At 40.7% G+C, this 21,762-nt stretch carries 18 protein-coding genes and 3 pseudogenes; 11 read left to right on the forward strand and 10 right to left on the reverse strand.

The window, feature by feature from the left end:
* Positions 1–45: 45 nt before the first annotated feature.
* Together PROCOU_RS06110 and PROCOU_RS06115 are read right to left on the reverse strand one after the other, a co-directional pair.
* Positions 46–1,047, reverse strand: coding sequence for an inorganic phosphate transporter (locus tag PROCOU_RS06110; protein WP_036070514.1), 1,002 nt, complete (start codon positions 1,045–1,047; stop codon positions 46–48).
* Positions 1,048–1,059: 12 nt separating this feature from the next.
* Positions 1,060–1,681 (reverse strand): annotated as a pseudogene (locus PROCOU_RS06115) (DUF47 domain-containing protein).
* A 469-nt stretch (positions 1,682–2,150) separates the two neighbouring features.
* Between PROCOU_RS06115 and PROCOU_RS06120 the strand changes: the two are divergent.
* The 3 genes from PROCOU_RS06120 (at position 2,151) to PROCOU_RS06130 (ending at position 4,166) form a co-directional block, all read left to right on the forward strand.
* Entirely contained in the window at positions 2,151–3,020 is an 870-nt protein-coding gene (locus PROCOU_RS06120) for an aldo/keto reductase (RefSeq protein ID WP_036070516.1), read from the forward strand.
* Positions 3,021–3,139: 119 nt separating this feature from the next.
* Positions 3,140–3,766 (forward strand): DNA alkylation repair protein, encoded by a 627-nt coding sequence (locus tag PROCOU_RS06125; protein ID WP_051994240.1) that lies wholly within the window; start codon positions 3,140–3,142, stop codon positions 3,764–3,766.
* A gap of 13 nt (positions 3,767–3,779) precedes the next feature.
* On the forward strand, positions 3,780–4,166 hold the full coding sequence (locus tag PROCOU_RS06130; protein WP_036070520.1) for a VOC family protein: 387 nt from the start codon (positions 3,780–3,782) through the stop codon (positions 4,164–4,166).
* A 40-nt stretch (positions 4,167–4,206) separates the two neighbouring features.
* On the opposite strand, the gene PROCOU_RS06135 is transcribed toward PROCOU_RS06130, so the two are convergent.
* The 3 genes and pseudogenes from PROCOU_RS06135 to PROCOU_RS06145 all read right to left on the reverse strand — a co-directional run bounded on the left by PROCOU_RS06135 (position 4,207) and on the right by PROCOU_RS06145 (position 7,207).
* Complete coding sequence (locus PROCOU_RS06135; protein ID WP_036070522.1) at positions 4,207–5,529, reverse strand: hemolysin family protein; 1,323 nt, start codon at positions 5,527–5,529, stop codon at positions 4,207–4,209.
* Between the two features lie 281 nt (positions 5,530–5,810).
* Positions 5,811–6,696 (reverse strand): annotated as a pseudogene (locus PROCOU_RS06140) (cation diffusion facilitator family transporter).
* A 91-nt stretch (positions 6,697–6,787) separates the two neighbouring features.
* Positions 6,788–7,207 (reverse strand): low molecular weight phosphatase family protein, encoded by a 420-nt coding sequence (locus PROCOU_RS06145; protein WP_036070525.1) that lies wholly within the window; start codon positions 7,205–7,207, stop codon positions 6,788–6,790.
* Positions 7,208–7,562: 355 nt separating this feature from the next.
* Between PROCOU_RS06145 and PROCOU_RS06150 the strand changes: the two genes are divergently transcribed.
* The 8 genes and pseudogenes from PROCOU_RS06150 (at position 7,563) to PROCOU_RS06185 (ending at position 18,833) form a co-directional block, all read left to right on the forward strand.
* Positions 7,563–9,701: a transglycosylase domain-containing protein gene (locus PROCOU_RS06150; protein ID WP_036070528.1), complete on the forward strand. Its 2,139-nt coding sequence runs from the start codon at positions 7,563–7,565 to the stop codon at positions 9,699–9,701.
* 95 nt (positions 9,702–9,796) lie between these two features.
* A complete protein-coding gene (gene fumC, locus PROCOU_RS06155) occupies positions 9,797–11,137 on the forward strand; it encodes a class II fumarate hydratase (protein WP_036070531.1) in 1,341 nt (446 codons plus the stop codon).
* A 111-nt stretch (positions 11,138–11,248) separates the two neighbouring features.
* Positions 11,249–12,382 (forward strand): DUF445 domain-containing protein, encoded by a 1,134-nt coding sequence (locus PROCOU_RS06160; RefSeq protein WP_051994230.1) that lies wholly within the window; start codon positions 11,249–11,251, stop codon positions 12,380–12,382.
* 72 nt (positions 12,383–12,454) lie between these two features.
* On the forward strand, positions 12,455–12,808 hold the full coding sequence (locus PROCOU_RS06165; RefSeq protein ID WP_036070534.1) for a YlbF/YmcA family competence regulator: 354 nt from the start codon (positions 12,455–12,457) through the stop codon (positions 12,806–12,808).
* A gap of 455 nt (positions 12,809–13,263) precedes the next feature.
* Positions 13,264–14,502 carry a metallophosphoesterase family protein gene (locus PROCOU_RS06170; protein WP_036070536.1) on the forward strand — a complete coding sequence of 413 codons (1,239 nt, stop codon included), beginning with the start codon at positions 13,264–13,266 and terminating at the stop codon, positions 14,500–14,502.
* A complete protein-coding gene (locus PROCOU_RS06175) occupies positions 14,499–17,306 on the forward strand; it encodes an ATP-binding protein (RefSeq protein WP_036070538.1) in 2,808 nt (935 codons plus the stop codon). The genes PROCOU_RS06170 and PROCOU_RS06175 overlap by 4 nt, the downstream gene beginning before the upstream one ends.
* 51 nt (positions 17,307–17,357) lie before the next feature.
* A pseudogene (yhaM, locus tag PROCOU_RS06180) lies at positions 17,358–18,297 on the forward strand (3'-5' exoribonuclease YhaM).
* A 155-nt stretch (positions 18,298–18,452) separates the two neighbouring features.
* Positions 18,453–18,833 carry a VOC family protein gene (locus PROCOU_RS06185; protein ID WP_036070540.1) on the forward strand — a complete coding sequence of 127 codons (381 nt, stop codon included), beginning with the start codon at positions 18,453–18,455 and terminating at the stop codon, positions 18,831–18,833.
* 55 nt (positions 18,834–18,888) lie between these two features.
* Here PROCOU_RS06185 and PROCOU_RS06190 read toward each other — a convergent pair whose 3' ends face one another.
* The 5 genes from PROCOU_RS06190 to PROCOU_RS06210 all read right to left on the reverse strand — a co-directional run bounded on the left by PROCOU_RS06190 (position 18,889) and on the right by PROCOU_RS06210 (position 21,678).
* Positions 18,889–19,767, reverse strand: a complete 879-nt coding sequence (locus PROCOU_RS06190; protein WP_036070542.1) for a peptidylprolyl isomerase — start codon at positions 19,765–19,767, stop codon at positions 18,889–18,891.
* A gap of 132 nt (positions 19,768–19,899) precedes the next feature.
* Positions 19,900–20,088 (reverse strand): hypothetical protein, encoded by a 189-nt coding sequence (locus PROCOU_RS06195; protein WP_036070545.1) that lies wholly within the window; start codon positions 20,086–20,088, stop codon positions 19,900–19,902.
* An 11-nt stretch (positions 20,089–20,099) separates the two neighbouring features.
* A complete protein-coding gene (locus PROCOU_RS06200; protein WP_036070548.1) occupies positions 20,100–20,642 on the reverse strand; it encodes a DUF3267 domain-containing protein in 543 nt (180 codons plus the stop codon).
* A gap of 231 nt (positions 20,643–20,873) precedes the next feature.
* On the reverse strand, positions 20,874–21,245 hold the full coding sequence (locus PROCOU_RS06205; RefSeq protein ID WP_036070551.1) for a YtxH domain-containing protein: 372 nt from the start codon (positions 21,243–21,245) through the stop codon (positions 20,874–20,876).
* A gap of 13 nt (positions 21,246–21,258) precedes the next feature.
* On the reverse strand, positions 21,259–21,678 hold the full coding sequence (locus PROCOU_RS06210; RefSeq protein ID WP_036070554.1) for an HIT family protein: 420 nt from the start codon (positions 21,676–21,678) through the stop codon (positions 21,259–21,261).
* Positions 21,679–21,762 lie beyond the last annotated feature (84 nt).

A 21,762-nucleotide genomic window follows, 5' to 3' on the forward strand; every position in this document is an offset into this window, starting at 1 on the left:
AAACATAAAAAAACCCGCTTCTACTTGAGAAACGAGTTTTGAGAATTAAGCAAGTATTAATTTTAGTAGGAAGTAGACGGCTGCAGCTAGTGCGGCTGAGATTGGTAGCGTGATAATCCATGTGGTAATCATGCGTTGTGCTGTATCCCATTTCACGCCTTTCACACGATGAGCTGTTCCAACACCTAAGATGGAGGAGCTGATAACGTGTGTTGTACTTACTGGTAAATGAATGAAAGTAGCCCCAAAGATGATGAATACGGAACTTAAATCTGCCGCTACACCGCTCACTGGTTTAATTTTCATGATTTTACCGCCGACTGTTTTGATGATTTTCCAACCACCAATCGATGTACCAACAGCCATCGCAATCGCACAGGATACTTGAACCCAAAGTTGAACGTCATCGGTATGTTGGAATCCATTGGCGATTAGGGCAAGCGTGATGATACCCATTGATTTTTGAGCGTCATTTGTACCGTGTGTGTATGATTGGAGTGCTGCTGTTCCGACTTGAATGTAGCGGAAACGACGGTTTGTTGATGTTAGATTTAAATTTTTCAGGAACACTTTGAATAGACTATAAAGTAGGAAACCAACCCCGAATGCGATGAATGGAGACGCGATAAGGCCAATGATAATTGTTAAAAAGCCTTTATATTCGAGTGCGCCAAATCCCGCTGCGGCAATAGCACCACCCGCGATAGAGCCAATCAAAGCATGGGAGGAACTACTCGGGATACCGAAGTACCAGGTGACTAAGTTCCAGGTTATTGCTGATATAAGTGCTGCAAGAATAACAAGGTCGCCATGTGGTAAGGAGAATGGATCAACAATGTCTTTTGTAATTGTTTTGGCAACTCCTGTGAAGGAAATCGCACCGACAAAGTTCATCACCGCAGCTAATATAATTGCATGTTTTGGTTTTAATGCTTTCGTTGAGACACTGGTTGCAATCGCATTGGCTGTGTCATGAAATCCGTTGATAAGGTCAAAAGCTAGCGCTGCAATAACAATGACAACCGTTATAAATAACATACCTTCCATTTAGCCGACCCCTTACGCGTTTTTCATAACAATTGATTCAAGCGTATTGGCTACACTTTGACAACTGTCTGCGATTTCTTCAAAATTCTCATACACTTCTTTCATCCGGATTAGGCGGATTGGGTTTTCTTCGTTTTGGAACAATTGAATGAGAGATTCACGATATACTTCATCACAAATGGATTCGTAGTTTTTTTATTTTAATAGCTAGTGTGCGTACGTCTTTTAATTTCTTATCGAAAACGAGATCTACTGCTTTTTCAATTTCAACAGTACTTGCTTCAATTGCATCGATGAATTTTTGCATGTAATCGTCAAATCGTTTGATATGACAGATTTCGAATGTGAAGGCAATCTGTTCAAAGCCATCCATTACGTCATCTAATCGGTTTGTTAATTCTAACATGTCTTCGCGCTCGATTGGTGTAATGAAAGCATCGTTTAGTTCTAAAATCATTTTGTGAACTAGTGAATCACCGTGCGTTTCATATTCCTTCATCTTCTCCGAAAAAGTATGTAAGTCTTCCCCAGTTTCGATGTTGTAAGAAGCGAAGTAATTGGCGCCCTCACGTAGATTTACTGCCATGTCATGTAATAATGATGCAAAACGGTCCTTTTTGTTTTTAAAAGCCATTTTTTAATTCCCCCGATCTTTTTTGTGTGATTTTTCCCAGTATAATAGGGCTCACTTTTCGCTGATGTATCGTGAGCGGATGTTTACAAAAAATATACGTAAAAAAATCATTACAAGGATAGAAATTTACTACATATTCATACTAACATAGGATGGAGTCAATAGGTATCTTTTTTTTGAGTATAAATAGGCAAAATCTAGTTGAAATCGGTTACAATTGCTATTTGGTGGGTTTTCAAGGTGACCGGGTATTTGTTAATTTATTTGGTGTGGTTGGCTGATTTTTGTTTAGGAAGAGGGCGAATGTTTTTAGGAAGAAAATGCTGCAGTTTTTTCACCTAGTTATGTAAGAATGAAAGTTGCATTTTGATGGATAAGGTGAGCGGTTTTCTGTATACTGAATTTTAAGTATTAATGAAAGAAAAGGTGGAAAGTATCGATTAAACTATAAATGCAGGAGGTTTTATCAATGGTCAATTCCTTTCAATCACGTTATCGCTTAAACAATGGTGTGATGATTCCTTATCTTGGTATGGGCGTTTTTCAAGTAACAGATCAGCAACATGTGGCTGGTGCGATTGAAAAAGCGCTTGAATTCGGTTACCGGTCGTTTGATACAGGAGCTGTTTATAACAATGAAAAATTGGTTGGACAAGCTATCGGTCATAGTGATGTACCGCGTGACGAGTTATTTATTAGTTCGAAAATTTGGAATGGGGATCAAGGCTATGATAAGGTTCTAACTGCTTTTGAGCATACATTAGCAAATCTGGGTGTAGATTATTTAGATATGTATTTGATTCATTGGCCATTGGCGGAGATGTATACAAAGACGTGGCGGGCGATGGAGCGTTTATATGAGGAAAAAATGGTACGCGCGATTGGTGTGGCCAATTTTAAAGAGCATCATTTGGCGAATCTGGCTGTGAAGGCGAATGTGAAACCGGCGATTAATCAAGTAGAAACGCATCCGCTATTGCCACAAAATGAGTTGCGAACTTATTTAGCGGAGCAGGACATTGCTCATGGAGCTTGGTCACCGCTCGCGAAAGGTGCGTTATTTCAAAACCCAGTGATTGGGGAAATTGCGCGAAAGCACGATGTTCACGTGGATCAGGTGATTTTACGGTGGCATATGGAACGAGAAACGATTACGATGTCACGATCTATCAGTGCAAAGCGGACACTTGAGAATACGCAATTGTTTAATTTTCGTTTGGATGCGGATGATATGAAGCGGATTGGGCAATTGGAGAGTGGGAAACGTGTGGGGCCAGACCCAGATGATATGGATTTCATGATAGCCAGTATGGAGAAAGAACGCGCGATGTTTTCTTAGACAAAATTGCTGGATAGGTGGAGTGATCAGAGCACTTAGGTACTGATATTCTTGGCTTAGATTAAACTGTTGAGAGAGGGAGTCAAATGGATAATTACACGAAGCAGTTGGTTTTATATATGAGAGAACATGCGAATTCTGAGCAGAAACAGGCAATGGAGCAATATATGCGAAATCAGTTTGTTTTTCTTGGCTTACGAAGTCCTAAGCGACGCGTGCTTTATCGGAATTTTATAGCGGAGTGTGGGAAGCCACAGGATACAATTTCCGTGGCAAAGAAATTGTATGAGCAGGAGGAACGGGAATTTTGTTATATCGCAATTGATATTTTGACGAAAAGTGTGAAGAAACAATCGATGGATGTGATTGATTTTTATGAGCAGTTGATTCAAACGGAGCCTTGGTGGGATACGGTGGATTTATTAGCAAGTACGCTTGTTGGTGGTCATTTTGCTGTGTACCCAGAGTTGATTTCTACGTATAATGCGAAATGGATTGATGGTAACGATATTTGGTTGGCTCGCACGGCGATTTTGTTTCAATTGAAGTATAAGGAAAAAACAGATGCGATGTTACTATTTACGAATTGTGAAAAATGGCTGGGTTCAGAGGAGTTTTTCATTCAAAAGGCAATTGGTTGGGCGTTGCGTCAATATGCTAAATTTGATTCAGAAGCGGTGATTGATTTTGTAGAGACACATGATTTGGCGCCGCTGAGTCGAAGAGAGGCGCTGAAGCATTTATAGGGGGAGAGAGTATATGTTGCATCATGTGGAGGTAAATGTTTCGAATTTGGAAGAAGCTCGATTGTTTTGGGATGATTTGTTGGAAGGGCTTGGTTATTCGCTTTACTCGGAGTGGGGAAAAGGCGTCAGTTGGATGTATGGAGAGACGTATTTGGTTTTTGTACAGACAGAGGCACGATTTCTGGATGCTGGATATCACCGTGGTCAAACCGGATTGAATCACCTGGCGTTTCATGTGGAGACGCGTGCGGATGTTGATGCTTGGACAGAACGGTTCCGCGTGCAAGGTATTCCAATTTTGTATGAAGATCGTCATCCTTTTGCTGGCGGGCCGAATTATTATGCCGTATTTGCAGAGGGACCAGATCGAATGAAGATAGAATTAGTTGCTAAAAATTAAAAAATCCCGAAATCCGTTTGTGTTGGATTTCGGGATTTTCTTATGCTTCGGGTGTTTCTTGATGCTTTTCTTTTTTGAAAACTTCGATGTAGGAAATGTGATGTGGTTCAGCCTCTTTCACGCGGAAAGTATAGCCGTTATTTTCAATCTCATCACCAACTTCAACTTCGTAATTATGTGTCAGGAACCAGCCTCCGATTGTATCGACCTCTTCTTCTTCGATATTCGTGCCAAGCATGTTGTTAACTTGGTCAATCAACACTTTAGCATCAATAATGAAGTGACCGTCCTTAATTTTACGGATTTCTGGGATTTCATCAGCATCAAATTCATCACGAATGTCACCAACGATCTCCTCGACAATATCCTCAACTGTTACGAGTCCAGATGTTCCACCATATTCATCTAATAGAATCGCGATATGCGAACGTTCGCGTTGCATTCGGATGAGTAATTCTTTAATTGGAATCGTTTCAATCACGCGTATAATTGGTTTAACATAAGGGTCAATACTGAATGCCGCATCAGAGCCATTTTCGACATATGCCGAAAGAATTTCTTTCAAGTTTAGTACGCCAATAATGTGGTCTTTGTCGCCTTCAATAACTGGATAGCGTGTGTAGCGCTCGTATTTCATGATGTCAGATAAATCGGCAATCGTGCCACCAGTATCTACAGTAACAATTTCTGTACGCGGAATCATAATTTCTTTCGCCATGCGTTCATCGAAATCGAAAATCTTATTAACATAGCTAAATTCAGATTGGTTGATTTCACCACTCTTGTAACTTTCGCCAACGATAATCCGTAATTCTTCTTCCGTATGGGCGATTTCATGATCTGTAGCTGGTTCTAATCCGAACATTTTCGCGATAACCACCGCTGATTCATTTAAAAGCCAGATGAATGGAAACATAACTTTATAGAAGATATGAAGCGGGCGCGCAACAGCAAGTGCGACAGCTTCTGTTTTGTCGATAGCTAATGTTTTTGGAACGAGTTCTCCAACAACCACATGCAAGAAGGTAATTAGGATAAATGCAATGGTGAAAGAAAGTACAGACGTTACAGAGCTTGGCAATTCAAACATCACAAAAAGTGGATGTAGTGCTGCCTCCACTGTTGATTCTCCTAACCAACCAAGTCCAAGAGAGCTAATTGTAATACCTAATTGACAGGCAGAGAGATATGCGTTCATATGTGCATATATATGTTTTGCTAAATTCGCACGTTTGTTACCTTCTGAAATCAGTTGGTCCAAACGGCTTGGGCGCATTTTTACGATGGCGAACTCGGTCGCGACAAAAAATGCGGAAATTGCAATTAGTAAAGCAATAATTAAAAATTTAGTGGTTAATATCAATGAATGGCCATTCCTGGTAAAGCACCAGAAATGGCGAACACCTCCTATGGGTTCTAAAGTTTTTGTGCTGTGTTTGTGTTTGTCCAAGAAGGTTTATCCATTCAGCAAGGAAACACGAGACAGCAACAATTTATATTATTGTTTCGTTTTGTATATATTTTTAGTTTGTCTGCCCCACCGTGTTTTTCCCTCCCAACGAGTATACTTAATCTAAATTATAAGTCAAATGTGAGAATAAAACAAGCGAACAAGAACTTATATTTACTCTAAATTTTTACAGTTTATTTAGTTATATGGTTATCGAAATAAGGCTCGATATGAACGAGGGTGTAAGCGTTTGGATAGGTTTCTCGGATTGCAGTTTCAATTTTTTCTGTGATAGTGTGGCTTTCGGCAACGCTTAAATCAGCTTTGACAGAAATCGTTGCGTCAATCCAGATTCTATTGCCGTTCATGCGTGCTTTAATATCTAAAACTTGGTGGACTTGAGAGACGTTTGCGATGATAGTGTGGATGGACTCTATTTTACCAATATCAAAGCCATCGGTGAGCGTGTGTGCCGCATCGTAAAATATTTTCCAAGCGGTGTAGATGATGAGTATGCCTACGAGAAATGCAGTGATATTATCTAGCCATGTAATCCCAATTATGGCGCCAGTTATACCGATACACGTTCCAAAACTGACGTACGCATCTGAACGATTATCGTAGGCTGCTGCTTTGACGGCTAAACTATCTATTTTTTTTCGCGAGTTTACTGTTAATTAAGTATACGATATACATGACAATGCCTGAAAATAGAGCCATAATTGCTGTGAGAGAAGAGGGAGTGGCAAATTCTTGATGAATGAATGCGAGAAATGCTTGCCATATAACTTGAATACCCACAAGAAACATAATGAAGGAAGCGATTAAGGAACTAATCGTTTCTGTGCGCCGGTGACCGTATAGATGATCTTCATCTGGTGGGATACGTGAAATTTTTAAGCCGATAAGCAAGGCTACAGAGGCGATTATATCGGTTGTGTTATTTAGTCCATCGGCTTGTAGCGCATCAGAATGACCTAGAAATCCAATGACAATTTTGAGTGTTGCCAAGAAAATGTAAACAATGATACTAAGCCATGCGCCCCGTTCGCCTTTTTTTAGGTCCTCATAATTATCCATCAGATTTCACCTCTTCCTTTCATTATACGTTGGATAATAAAAATCCCGCTAGCAAGCGTATCAGAATACGGTGGCTAGTGAGATTAGCAATTTAGAGCAATGATTTTTCTAAACCTTTAACGGATGCCGCGATACTGTCGCATACCTCCTGATAATATGCCCATTTTACAGGTGCATCTGGGCTTAGTTCTGGGTCTTTGATGTCCCAGTAAACAATTTTATCACTCAGTTCTTCTGGAAATCCTGGGGCAAGTTCAGTGGCGGAGTCGTAGATTGTGACAATTAAGTCAGCCTCGGTTAATAATTTTTGGCTAGGAGTTACGGGCATTGTTGCAGGTGGTTCCATGGCATACTCTAGAAGGGCATCTGCGACAAATGGCGATGTCTGTGTGTGACACCAAGAGCCGCTAATAAATTGAGCATTGCTGATGGTGAGTTTTGAGGCCCAAGCTTCTGCTATGGAACTGCGAATGTGTCTTTGTGATAGGAAGTAAATAAGTTTCTTCTTCATGCTCCAAATCCTTTCTTGCTCTTTAGACTGAAAAAATGCGAATGTGCGTTATTTCAACTAGGTCTAAATGAAAGCAGGTAATAACGCCTTTTATGGAAGACGTGGTGATATATACGATTCATTCGTTTAGCCTTTCCCGTTAACAGTAGGTAAATACCCCGTATGAAAAGACAAAAACCTCATTTCGAAAATAAAATTAAAAAAGCGTAAATATTGTTACGAAATTGTGTATAATTAGAATGAGGTTGTGGAAATCGGTCTAAAGTTGGTGGCGCGATTCGGTCTTTTGCCGTAAAATGGGTGTATACAACTGAGTTTAACTAACAAAACTAATGTAGAAAGCTAGGAGATATGCGTGAATAATGAGAACAAAACTATCTTGACCTATTTAAAAAGCTTCTTGCTCTTTCTAAAGAAGTGGTTGGGGATCGGTTGGCGTAAATTCCGCCGTTTTTGGAAAAATAAGCATATCGGAAAATTTATAACACTTATTGGTTTGACATGTATACTGATTTTTATTGTATCGCTGGTCATTGTGGCCAAGTCAGCCGACATCGATGCCTTAAAAAAGGGACTTGAAACGACGACAGTTATTTATGATAAGGATAATGATAAAGCGGGTGAACTCTCTGCGTCGGATGCTACATTTATTAGTATCAAAGACATGTCACCGAATCTACAAAATGCTGTTATTTCAATTGAAGATAAACGATTTTATGAACATGGTGGTTTCGATATAAAGGGGATTTTCCGATCTGTTTGGGGACTTGCCACGACAGGAAGCATTACGGGTGGTGGTAGTACAATTACCCAGCAGGTAGCAAAAAATGCGCTCTTGACGCAGGATCAGACTTTTACGCGAAAAGCGAAAGAGCTATTTATGGCGCGCGAAATCGAAAAGACGTATACGAAGGATGAAATTTTAGAGATGTATTTAAATACGTCCTACTTTGGCAATAATGAGTGGGGTGTGGAAAATGCTGCGCTGAAATATTTTGGAACGAGTGCTTCTGAGTTAACGATTCCACAGGCTGCGACAATTGCTGGGCTTCTGCAAGCGCCGTCTGCCTATGACCCGTATACGCACGCAGATAAGGCAATAAATAGACGCAATATCGTGCTAGGTGCGATGTACACAAATGGTAAGATTACGAAGGAACAAATGAAAGAATACCAAGCGACGAAGCTCGTATTGACGGATAAATCGAAGGATCCAGATAACTATCACTACCCGTGGTATACCGATGCTGTCATTAATGAAGCTTTGAAAGAAACCGACCTGACGCAAGATGATATCATGAAAAAAGGCTATCAAATCTATACAGAGCTCGATCAGAATTATCAAGCGGCACTCGAAAGCACGTTTGAAAATGATAGTTTATTCCCATCAAACTCGGCTGACGGCACCCTTGTACAAGGCGGAGCTGTCCTGATGGACCCAGAGAGTGGTGGAGTTCGTGCACTTGTTGGTGGTCGTGGCAAACATGTTTTCCGTGGATTTAACCGTGCCACACAGATGAAAGCTCAGCCGGGTTCAACGATGAAACCCCTTGCGAGCTATGTTCCAGCGCTTGAAGAAGGTTGGAAAGTAGACGATATGTTGCAGGATGAGAAGACGACGTATGGCAAATATACGCCGACTAATGTAGGTGGTGTTTATCGCGGTGAAGTTCCAATGTATACAGCAGTAGCAAAGTCGATTAACGCGCCAGCAGTATGGCTTCTTGATAAAATTGGCTTACAAAAAGGTGTCGACTCGGTAAAACGCTTTGGGATTCAGTTGACGAAAGAAGATGAGTATCTTGGTTTGACGCTCGGTGGTTTAAATAAAGGCGTATCACCAATGGAATTAGCGACAGCGTATGCAACATTTGCCAATGATGGCGCAAAACCAGAATCTCATATTATTCGTAAAATTGTTGATCCTACGGGGAAAGTAGTGTATGAGAACGAGGCATCAACGAAACAAATTATTTCTAAGAAAGTTTCGACAGATATGACTTCGATGCTAATTGATGTTATTAATAATGGTGGTACTGGTGAAAATGCTGGCGTTTCTGGCTATGAAATGGCTGGTAAAACGGGGTCGACACAAGTACCATTTACGACGGATGGCACGAAGGATCAGTGGTTCGTTGGTTATACACCAAACTTAGTCGGCTCTGTCTGGATTGGCTTTGATAAAACGGACGAAGCGCACTATTTGAAAACGACAAGTTCTGATGGTGTGGCTTCACTTGCGCACTATGTGATGAAGAGCGGGTTGAAGTATCAAAAACCTGTTGATTTTGGAACAAAGAGCGCATCGGTAAAAACGGAAGAAAAGAATAAGGAGAATGCTGTATCTGAGCAAGCGGGTGATTTCTGGGGATCTATTAAGGATTCGGCGAAAGGTGCCGGTGAAACTATCAAAAAAGGCGCTGAGAAAGCGAGAGAAATTGGTGGTCAGATTGCAGATGGATTTAACAATATCCTTGATTCGTTTGGCAACTAAATAATTACTAAGGACTCAAAGCGGATTGTTGCTTTGGGTCTTTTTTGTTGGTAGGATGGAGGAAGATACATAATTTTGAAGGGGGACTTTTTACTATGGTGAGAATGGAACGGGATACGATTGGTGAGATTGCTGTTGCTGAGGATAAATTTTGGGGGGCGCAAACGGAGCGGAGCCGGCAGAATTTTAAAATTGGTGAGGAGCGGATGCCGAGTGAGATTGTGCGGGCTTTTGCTAGGTTGAAGAAGGCGGCAGCTTGGAGTAATGCTGATCTTGGAAAACTTAGTGAGGAGAAAGCGCGTGCGATTTCAGGTGTGTGTGACGAAATAGTCGCTGGGAATCTGGATGAGCATTTTCCGCTTGTGGTTTGGCAAACTGGGAGTGGTACGCAGTCAAATATGAATGTAAATGAGGTTGTGGCGCATATTGCTGGGGAGTCGGTGCATCCGAATGATGATGTGAATATGTCGCAGAGTTCAAATGATACGTTCCCGACGGCAATGCATATTGCGGCATATGAGGCAATTGTTGAGCAGCTGGTGCCAGAGCTAAATGCGATGCGACAAGTACTTACGGAGAAGAAAGAGAAATATTGGCGAATGGTCAAAATTGGTCGGACGCATTTACAGGATGCAACGCCGCTTACGCTAGGTCAAGAGATTAGTGGCTGGGAGAGTATGATTGTGCATGCAGAGAAATTTATCGCGCAAAGTAGTGATCATTTGTTGGAATTGGCAATTGGCGGTACGGCGGTTGGGACTGGACTCAATGCAACGGCGGACTTTGGAGATCGTGTAGCTAAACACTTGGAGGCTGATACAGGACACAAGTTTCGTTCGGCATCGAATAAATTTTACGCATTAACAAGTCATAGTGAGATTAGTTTTGTGCATGGTGCTGTACGCGCTTTGGCGGCTGATTTGATGAAGATTGCGAATGATGTTAGATTTTTGGCGAGTGGGCCGCGTAGTGGAATCGGTGAGTTGACAATTCCAGCGAATGAACCTGGGAGTTCAATTATGCCTGGAAAAGTGAACCCAACGCAATGTGAGGCATTGACGATGGTTGCGGTACAGGTGATGGGCAATGATACGACGATTAATGTAGCAGCGAGCCAAGGGAATTTTGAGTTAAATGTATATAAGCCGGTTATTATTTATAATTTCTTGCAATCAGTGCGATTGCTAACCGATGGAATGCGTTCGTTTAGAGTGCACTGTTTGGAAGGATTAGAGGCTAACGAAGCAGTGATGCAGGAGTTGGTTGATCGCTCATTGATGCTTGTGACAGCGCTCAATCCACATATAGGCTATGAGAAAGCGGCGAAAATTGCCAAGACGGCGTTTGCAGAAAATTTATCGCTAAAAGAGGCGGCGAATCGGTCGGGATTTGTCACGGAAGAGCAGTTTGACATGTGGATTAATCCATTAAAATGACGAATTTGGAGTAATCATACTTTAGGCTGAAATTGCAGTGAAACCATTGTATAGCGGGCAAAAATGCCGTAAGATGATAACACGACATGGAAATTAGAAGGTGACGCTATTTTGAGCGATTGGATGACGATTATATTTATGGTGATTGTTGGAGTATTTATTGGTGCTGCGACGAATTTTATTGCGATTCGAATGCTTTTTAGACCGTTTGAGGCAAAATATATTGGGAAATGGCGAATTCCGTTTACACCGGGTGTTATTCCGAAGCGACGTGAGGAATTGGCGGTAAAAATCGGCGAAGTGGTCGCAAAACATTTGTTGACGAATGAGGCGGTGCAGGAAAAGCTTGCAAGTGAAGATTTGCGCACGGAGCTTGTGACAACGGCTAATGCGCTGGTTAGGGAGCAACTTGCGGTTCGTACGACACCGAGAGAGCTCTTGACGCAGTGGGATATGACGGCTATTGGAGATACAGCGAATGATAAAATCGCGATGGTTCTGAAGGGGCAACTGACCCAGTTTTTTGCCAAGCGAAATGAGTTGGCGGTGAAAAAAGTGTTACCAGATGTGGTACACGCAGAGCTAGCTCGAAAAATTCCTGCTATTTCTGCCCAAACGCTGCAAAAGATTAGTATGTTTACGGCGAGTGATGCTGGGAAATTCCAGATTAAGTCGATGATTGAGCGAATTTTGGCGGATCGTGGCAAAGTTGGCGGGATGGTTGGACTTTTCTTGAATAATGATACATTTGTGACACGGATGCAAAAAGAGGTTTTAAAATTTCTTGGTAAATCTGAGACAGAGGCTGTTTTGGAAGCATTGATTGTATCAGAATGGCAACAGTTTTCGGAGCGTGCATTGGTGGATGTGATGCCAGTCGACAAGCAGGAGCAGTTTTCAGAGCAGTTGATTGCGGAAATTATGCGCACAGTGCAGCTGGAGAAGTGGCTGGATATGCCAGTTCAAGATTGGATTCGTCCGTATGAGCAGGATATTTTGGACAAAGTGGTGCCGTTTTTGATAGATACGGTGTTACATTTTGCTAGTGAACACAGTGCAGAAGTGATGAAGCGTCTTGAGATTGGAACCATGGTACAACATCAGATTGAGGCTTTTTCATTGCGTGAAATGGAACAGATTGTGCTTGATATCTCGGGAAAAGAGCTAAAAATGATTACTTATTTAGGAGGCTTTTTAGGCGGATTTATCGGAGTACTTCAAGGCATTATTGCCATTTGGTTTTAACCTTTGCCCTTACTTGCGAAATTTGATATAGTGAGGATGGAAGAAAAATTCGGATATATGGAGGAACGTAAGATGACTATCAATATTTATGACATTGCAAACGATTTAGAGCGTGGTATTCGCGAAACAGAACAATTTACAAATTTGAAGCAAGCGTATGCGGATGTAAACGCAGATGCTGAGGCAAAAGTGAAATTTGATCGTTTTCGCGAAGTACAGGTAACAATTCAAGAGAAACAAATGAGTGGCCAAGAAATTGATGATGAGACAATTGATTTAGCGCAAGAAGTTGCTGAGGAAGTTCAAAGCAATGCTGCTATCACGAATTTAATGGAAAAAGAGCAAGCAATGAGCTTGATTATTAATGATTTAAACCGCATTATTATGACTCCGCTACAAGAATTATATGATGTGAAAGAAAAATAAGTAGACAAAAAATGCCGTACATGAGCTTCTAGTTAAGAGCTTTGTACGGCTTTTTTTTATTTTTGAAGGATTTCAGCGGCTTTCAGGGCGGCTGGTGTAGCATTGTTGGGACTGTTCGAAATGGAATGAGTTACAGTCCCAATATGCATGAGAGCAAAGCGAGCATGTAATCCTTCCAAATCCCTTGAATACAAACGCTTTCGATCGATTTATGTGAAGCAATGTATACGTCTTACCCGAAAAAAGAATCCGTGATATCTTGCTTATTTTTGGTTAGAAATATATTTTGTCCCAGGCCCGTTACCTCCTGTGGGTTTAATACGTTTAGAATATCATGTTTTCTTAACAATTGGGAGACTTTTGTAAAAATTTATTTCTGTTAAGTGGGATTTCGTTGTGTGATAAGGGATTTCAGGTTATAATAGAACGTATATTCGTAAATTAGGAGGGCTATAATGAAAGAGGTAAGGTTTGTACATATGGCTGATCTACATTTGGATAGCCCGTTTTTAGGTTTAAAGCAGTTACCGGATGTGGTTTTTAGACAGTTAAAGGACAGCACTTTTGTATCGTTTACTAAAAGTGTCGATGTGGCGATAGAAGAAATGGTTGATTTTGTGATTATTGCTGGTGATATATATGATGAAGAAGATCAGAGTATCAAGGCACAGGCTCGGTTTTATCGGGAAATGGAGCGATTGAATAAAAGTGGAATTCCTGTTTATATGATACATGGAAATCATGATTATATAGCGAAGTATCAGGACCGACTGAAATTACCTGATAATGTAACGGTTTTTGATACAGAGCTAGAGTGTTATCAGTTTACGAGTTCACGTGGAAGTACAGCGAATTTATATGGCTTTAGTTATGGTGAACGTCATGTTCGAGAAGCGGTTTACAAGAACTATGAACGTATGGGTGAGGCTGATTTTCATATCGGTTTGTTACATGGTTCGGAGATGACCGGGAATCCAATGCAGGATGTTTATGCTCCATTTCGAGTGAATGATATGAAACAAATGGATTATTGGGCACTGGGACATATCCATTTACGGCAAGTTTTAGCAGAGGAGCCAATGATTTATTTCCCGGGAAATATTCAAGGGCGGCATCGTAAAGAAGCTGGAGAAAAAGGTGTTACGCTTGTCTCACTACGTGAAACTGGCACAGAGTTGACTTTTGTCGATACAGCACCAATTATTTGGGAAGAGAGAAGACTTGAAATTCGAACAGAAGTAGATTTTTCGGGGCTTTTTCAATTGCTGATGCAGGCGGTGAAAGAAGCTAAGAGGGCGGATAAGGCAGTTTTACTATCACTCGTTGTGAAATCGGAGGTTGCGCTTAGTAGTGACGTGAAGCAGCGTATGGATAGTGGTGAATGGCTAGATACGTTACAGGAGCTATGGATAGATGAGCCGAATTTTGTTTGGGTGATGCGCGTGGCTTATGAGGTAGTGAAGCAGGATACTGATTGGCTGGCCTCCTCGGGGTTGGTGGCGGAATGGGAGATGGCGAAAGAAGCTTTGAAGCAGGAAAGTGCTTTTTATCAGACAACAGAAAGTTTATTTGCAAATGGTGCAACGAGTCGCTTTTTAGAAGATCTGGATGGATTAGAGCGCGAGGCACTTGTTGAAGATTCAGCTAGTTTGTTAGAAAATATGTTGGAACAGTTAAAGGGTGACATCAAATGAGAATTAATGCATTGGAGATTATTGGATATGGTAAATGGGAAGGAAAAACAATAGAGAACTTGCAGGATTTTCAATTGTTTTTTGGATTAAATGAGGCTGGAAAGTCAACAATTATGGCTTTTATTCACAGTATCTTATTTGGTTTCCCGACAAAGCAACAAAGTTTACCGCGAATGGAGCCTAAGAATAAGGGAGCTTACGGTGGAAAATTGGTGTTGGAGGATACGGTGTTTGGCCAGGTTACTGTAGAGCGATTACGTGGTAAGGCAACAGGAGATGTGATCGTTTATTTTGAGGATGGATCGACTGGAGCAGATGCTGAATTGGAACAAATACTTGGTGGGATGGACCGAGCGCGCTATCAATCTATTTTTTCTTTTGATATCCATGGTTTACAAAATGTGCAGAACTTAAAGGAAGTAGATTTTGAGAGGTATCTATTGGCAACTGGGACGATTGGTTCGGATGTTTTGATTCGAGCAGAGGAGCGCTTGCAAAAGAGACTGGATGAACTCTTTAAGCCGAGTGGGAAAAACCCGAAGCTGAATCGGCAGTTGCAAAAGGTGAAGCAGTCATTTGCTACTTATCAAGATGGAAAGCGAAACAACCAACAGTATTTGCGCATTTTGAGTGATTTGGAAGAGGCGCAAGACGGTGTTGCTAGAGTGCATGCGCAGAGACAGGAACTTCGACTTGAAGTGGAGCAGGAAGAAACCTTACTCAAGATTTGGCCAATTTATGAAGAGTGGCAGTTCTTAAGGAAGCAAATGGCACAGTTGGGAGATTTGGACTTTCCAGCAAATGGTGTTGTTCGGCTGGAGCATTTGGTGGCGAGAGAGAAGGAACTGAATGCACAACTCATTCAGTGGCAGGAGCATTTAGTACAGCTTGTCGAACAACAGCGAACGAATGAGTTGTGGAGTGAGTCAGATGCGGAGAAAGTGGATGGATTATTGGAGGAGTGGCCGCTTTTTCAGGAATGGCAAAGACATGTTAGTGAGCTAGAGCAAGAGATTCGTTACTTGAATCAGAAGGAGGCACAACAGTTTGTATCATTGGATGCGGTGAAGGTAATTCCTGAGGATGATGATATTTTAGCGATGCAACTGGATGTTTCTATAGAGCATGACTTGGCGAATTTACAACAGGAAGCAGAACGGAATCAGCTTCAAGTTGCTGAGTTGCAACAACAGGAGTCATGGAAGAACAACGAATTGGCACAACTCCAGAAACAGTGCGAGAATTTAGAACAGGGACTATGGTCTTCGGCTAAGTTTCAAGAAGCACAACAGAGATTAGAGCGGCAAGAAACAAGGAAGAAAGCGGTATCCCCTACGCTGGCTTTGGGATTATCTGCGGTATTTTTAGTATGTTTAGTTGTAGCTGTTGTGCTACAGTGGGTTATTTTATATGGTATGGCGGCGCTATTTTTGGCTGGAGCAGTTATTGTTTGGGTTAGGTTTACTAAGAAGCTGTTGGTGAAGAGCAATTATGACCCGATGTATTATGGCGCTTTTTTGGAGCAAAAGCAAGCGAGAGTTGCACTTAAAAAGTGCTACGACGAAATGGATTATTTGACGGTACAGTTGGGACAATTGGAGGAGCGGTTGCGAGAATTGCGAATAGTTGATGCGGATTTGGACGCTAAATGGCAGGTATATCGAGAGTTATTTTTCTTGCCGAATGATTTTTCCGGGAAACGCTTGGAGAGTATTTTGTTTGTTTGGCGTGAGGTTAGGCTGGGGATAGAGAACAAGACAAAGGCTACGAATGAAGCGCGAGTTTTAGAAAAGAAAGTGGCTACATGGACGTCGAAGCTTGGAGAGTTGGAGCAAGAATTAGGACTCGAATCATTGCCTATAGATGAGCAGGTGATGCAACTTAGGACAAAGCGTAAGACGCGGAAATCGTTTGTTGCAGAAATTGCGAAGTCACAGGAAAAAGAGGAGCAATTACGAAATCAGATTGCTATTTTGGAGCGTGAAAAGGCTTCGATAGCATTGGATAAGTCGGAATTGTTAAAGGCTGCGAATGTGAAGAATGAAGAGTTTTTCCGGCAGAAAGGATTGCAAGTAGAGCAACAGTGGAAATGGCAGGAACGGGCTGTTTTGCTTCGAGCGCAAATTACGGATGTGCACTTGGAAATGTTGGCAGAGGTTCAGCATGAGAGCGAGATTAGTACGCAAGTGCTGGCGCGCAAAGACAGATTACGAATGTTGGATGCGGATTTGGATCGTTATAATAAGATGATTGTCGAGAATGAATTGGCAAGGGATGCGCTTGAGGATGGACAAAGTTTCTCGGATCGGATGCAACATTTTTATTCGGAGCAAGAGACTTTTCAAGAGCTAGCGAAGGAATGGATTCGTGTGAAGTTGGCGAAGGAAATGGTTGGCCAAATTATGCGTAAATTGCAGGAGGAGAAATTACCAAAAGTTTTAACGCGCGCGACGCATTTCTTTCATTTACTTTCAAAAGGTAATTATAAGCAAGTCCGATTTGTGGAAAATAGGTTGCAAGTGGAACGTCACGATGGGATGCGATTCTTTCCAGAGGAGCTGAGTCAAGCGACGAAGGAACAATTGTACTTGGCAATTCGGTTTGCGGTGATTCAAATGTTGCATGGTGAACAACGCTTGCCGATTATTATCGATGATAGCTTTGTAAATTTTGATGAAGCACGTTTGGAGGAAATTATGATATTGTTGCAGGACATACGGCAGGATAATCAGATTATCTTTTTTACATGTCATAAGCAACTTAGTAAATATTTTTCCAAGGAAGCGCAACACATGCTATACTAGAGTGGTAAAAGAGAGGCGAAAATGGAATAGGAGAAAGAAGGCGACCTGAAGATGGATAAGAGATTATTGGATTATGAAGTTGGAGAAGGACTAGATTTGTTTTTATTAATTAAATCGAGTACGAGGGGAATCGCGAGCAATGGTAAGCCTTTTTTATCGTTAGTTTTACAAGATAAATCGGGAGAACTAGAGGCGAAACTGTGGGACATTTCGGATAGTGATGAAGAGAATTATGCGAGTCAAAATATTGTCAATATCGTCGGTGAAGTACAGAATTACCGTGGTAGAAAGCAGTTGAAAATTCGCCAAATTAGGCAGTCATCAGGAATTGATGGTGTAAGCATTGGTCAGTTTATGGAAACGGCTCCGATTGATAAAACGGAGATGAGTGAAGAGGTTACAAAATATATTTTTGAGATGCAAAACGCGAATTTACAGCGGATTACACGGTCGCTTTTGAAGAAGTATCAGGATGATTTTTTTTGATTATCCAGCAGCGGTACGTCACCATCATGAATTTGTTTCTGGACTCAGTTTTCACGTGGTATCAATGTTACGCTTGGCAAAGTCTATTGCGGATTTGTACCCAACGGTGAATCGGGATTTATTGTATGCAGGTGTGATTTTGCATGATCTTGGAAAGGTAATTGAGCTTTCAGGTCCCATTTCTACTACGTATACATTGGAAGGAAATTTGATTGGACATATTTCGATTGTCGTAGAAGAAGTGAGTAAGATGGCTGACGAGTTAGGCATTGATGGTGAGGAAGTTGTGATATTGAAGCACGTCCTGTTGAGCCATCATGGTAAAGGTGAGTGGGGTAGTCCTAAACCTCCGCTTGTGAGAGAGGCTGAAATTCTGCATCAGATTGATTTGATGGATGCATCGATGAATATGATGGACAAAGCATTGCGTCATACGAAACCAGGCGAGTTCTCAGAGCGAGTGTTTGGCTTGGATAATCGATCGTTCTATAATCCAAATTTTTGAATGAAAAGTAGAAACGTCCGTGAAGCTGGGGCCAAAGCTAGTAGGCACGATACAGGAAGTGATTACTAGCTTCACTAATTTTATTTTTTGAATCTAGCAACAAATCTTGCTATACTAAACAGGCAATCAAAAAGCAAAGAAATGAGGAATAAGAAATGATTAATAAAATAGGTCAAGTAATGCTTTACGTCAACGATCAAGAAGCACTTGCGAAATTTTGGACAGAAAAAGTGGGCTTCGTTATTCTATCTGAAAATGCACCCGGTGCACCGGAGCGCTGGATTGAAATTGCACCAGCGAAAGATTCTGCAACGACATTTGTGTTACAAGATAAGGTTGCAGTAGGGAAGGCTCAACCTGAAATGAATCTGGGCACGCCATCAATCTTGTTATACGGTAAAAATCTAGATGCTATGTATGAGGATTTCAAAGCAAAAGGGATTACAGTCGGTGAACTGGTAGATATACCGAATTTTGGTCGCGTTTTTAATTTTGCAGATATCGAGAATAACTACTTCGCAATCCTTGAAAAATAAGCAAAAAGGTCTGAAATCCATCGCGGATTTCAGACCTTTTCAATCTCAATAGTTATTATTTAGATGATGACGCAGAACCGTCGTATTGTTTAAATGCGTCTTTCAAATCTTTATCATCAATCTTAACGTCAGCTTTTTTGTATAGTTTTTCTAGTGCGGCAGTTTTTGTTTCTGCAGTTACTTTTGATGCCAAGTAGTCTTTCTTCACTTGTTCTTTGTCTTTCTCAAAAGTAGTTTTTTCTGGGTGATCTAACATTTTGATGATGTGGTAACCAGCATCTGTTTTAACAACTGGGCTGATGTCACCTTTGTTTTTCAAAGCGTAAGCTGCTTTTTCGAATTCAGGCAACATTTTACCAGGACCGAATGGAGCAAGTTTACCACCTTGTGTAGCAGAACCAGTATCTGTAGAGTTAGCTTTGGCTAGCTCTTCAAAGTTACCGCCAGTTGTTACTTTCTTATGAAGATCGTCAGCTTTTGCTTTATCAGCAACTAAGATGTGTTCTACAGTAATATTTGGTTTCCAAGTTTTGTAGTATGCTTCTAATGCTTTATCGCTTGTATCAACAGAAGCTTCTGCTGCTTTTGTACTTAAAAGATCGAATTTCAGGTAATCGGATTTGAATGTTTTCTCCGTGTAACCACTTTGTTGTAACATGCTTGCAAGTTGATCACCATATTGGTCTTCAAAAGTCTTGTAAGCTGCATCGATTTCTTTGTCTGTCACTTTATATTTGTCCTCTAAAATCTTAGTCATTGCTAATTGCGACACGTATTGATCGCCGACTTTATCTTTCATTGCATCGTAAAGTTCTTGTTGTGTTACATCTCCAGCTTTTGTTTCAACAACGGCGTCATTTGCAGAGTTCCCACAAGCTGCTAAGCTGAATAGACCCACCATTGATACCATACCTAATACTAATTTCTTCTTCATTAACTAATACACGCTCCTCAAAATTTTAAAATAAGTTCTGGTTTAACTACACATCTATCATACCACATAATGGTTAGTAGTAGCGTAAAATGTCGAAAATCTAATCTATTTCTAATTTTGCCTAAGGTTTCTCTAAGATAGCATAATGCCCTCAAATGTTGCTGAAAAAAGAAGTAACAGTACAGCAATGTTCACAACCCGGTAAAATAATTGGCATTGTTTTGGGTTAAAATCTTGTTTTGTCGCATATCGTTCGACTAGAAAGTTAAAAGCAAATAAAGCGATGACCCCAAAAATGGCATATAATACATAAAGTAACATTGGGTTCCTCCTTACTCTTCTGACACAAGCACTGAAAAACCACGATCAGCATCTTCTACAAAAGTATGTTTTGGTGTTCCAATGATATTTCTAATATGAATGCAATCTGGATAGCACATTCCTGCATGAATCGCAATCAAAATAAGAAAAAGAGGCGAGTGGAGTACAGGTGTCACTATCATGGCAACGATTAATAACGCTGAGATTACAATAAACGGTAAAGCAAGCGATGCGATATAACGCCATTTTGGAATAACACGCTTTACTCGCATTTGTAAACATGGCAAGATGTAAAAATGACTTTTAAATCGCATTTGCAGGCCATTACGATAGGGTAATAAAGCGAGTAAGTGAAGACATTTATGAATTGGGTACAATAAAAGTAAGGCAATGAACGTAGGTAATTCAAAAATCATCACAAATTGACCAGGAAAAGCCAAATTTTCAATTAAAACTAGGACGCACATAACGGCGAGTGAAATTAAGCTGGATTTAAAAAAGACGCGGTTATATTCATCTTTTCGTTCCACATTAATTGTCTTTAAACAACGCATGGCTAACTAATCCTCCATCTACTAAGAAAATATGTGATCCAAAGCAAGAATCATTATCCAAAACATAAAGACTCACTAATCACCTTAGTATTGTAGTCCCTGTAGCATTTTTTTTCAACCTTTTTCTGAGTAATAAACAATAGGTTGTGAATAATGTATGTCAAATGTTGCTTTCTTTACGATTAAAAAAGACGTAAATGCTCTGCGGGAGAACAGTCTACGCCTTTTAAGTTATTTGGCTTCTTTTTTGTCTTTTTTTAATGTTTTTTCTAGGTCTGATATTGTTTTTTGCATATCTTTAATTTCCTCTTTTAGACGAGCTTTTTCGGGTTCCATTTCTTCATTCCAATTGGCTACCGATTCTTTGATGTCTGTTGATAAATCTTTCAATAAAGTTGTGCCTTCTGTACTTAAAACTTGAACGGATTGGAACAAGTCTGTTGCATTATAGGCTAGCTCTTTTAAGATTACACTTGCTTCGCCTGATTTAGAAGCGATGTCTTGGCGTATTTCACGACCGGATTTAGGTGCTAGAATCAGTGCTGTTGCAGCGCTTGTAATACCTCCGATAAGTACGCCGAGTAAGACAGATTTTGTATTCATAGTTAACACTCCTTTAGACTTCTTTGGCAATTTTGTCAGCTAGTTCTTGGAAGGCTTCTTTGGAATACCAATTGGCATTGTCCGCCCATTTTAAGCCGAAATCATCTTTATTTTTATAGCGGGGAATAAGGTGAATATGAAAATGAAAGACGCTTTGTGATGCGATTTCTTCATTGTTATTCAAAATATTAAGTCCTTTTAAGGGTAAAGCTTTTTTGAGTCCTGCTGCAATTTTTGGAACACGCTTAAATATTTCTGCTGCTGTTTCTTCTGGTAAGTCAAAAATATTACGCGCATGTTGTTTAGGGATAACGAGCGTGTGGCCTTCTGTTACTTGCCCTAAATCAAGAAAAGCATACACTTTGTCATCTTCATAAACTTTAGCTGAAGGAATCTCGCCGTTTATTATTTTGCAGAAAATACAATCATCCATAATGAAATAGACACCTCCGAATAAATTCACTCTCTCTTGTATCTAATGTACCATAAAATCGCGCAAAACGCATGTGTGAAACAA

It is taken from the genome of Listeria rocourtiae FSL F6-920, from assembly GCF_000525975.1.
GTDB classification, from domain to species: domain Bacteria; phylum Bacillota; class Bacilli; order Lactobacillales; family Listeriaceae; genus Listeria_A; species Listeria_A rocourtiae.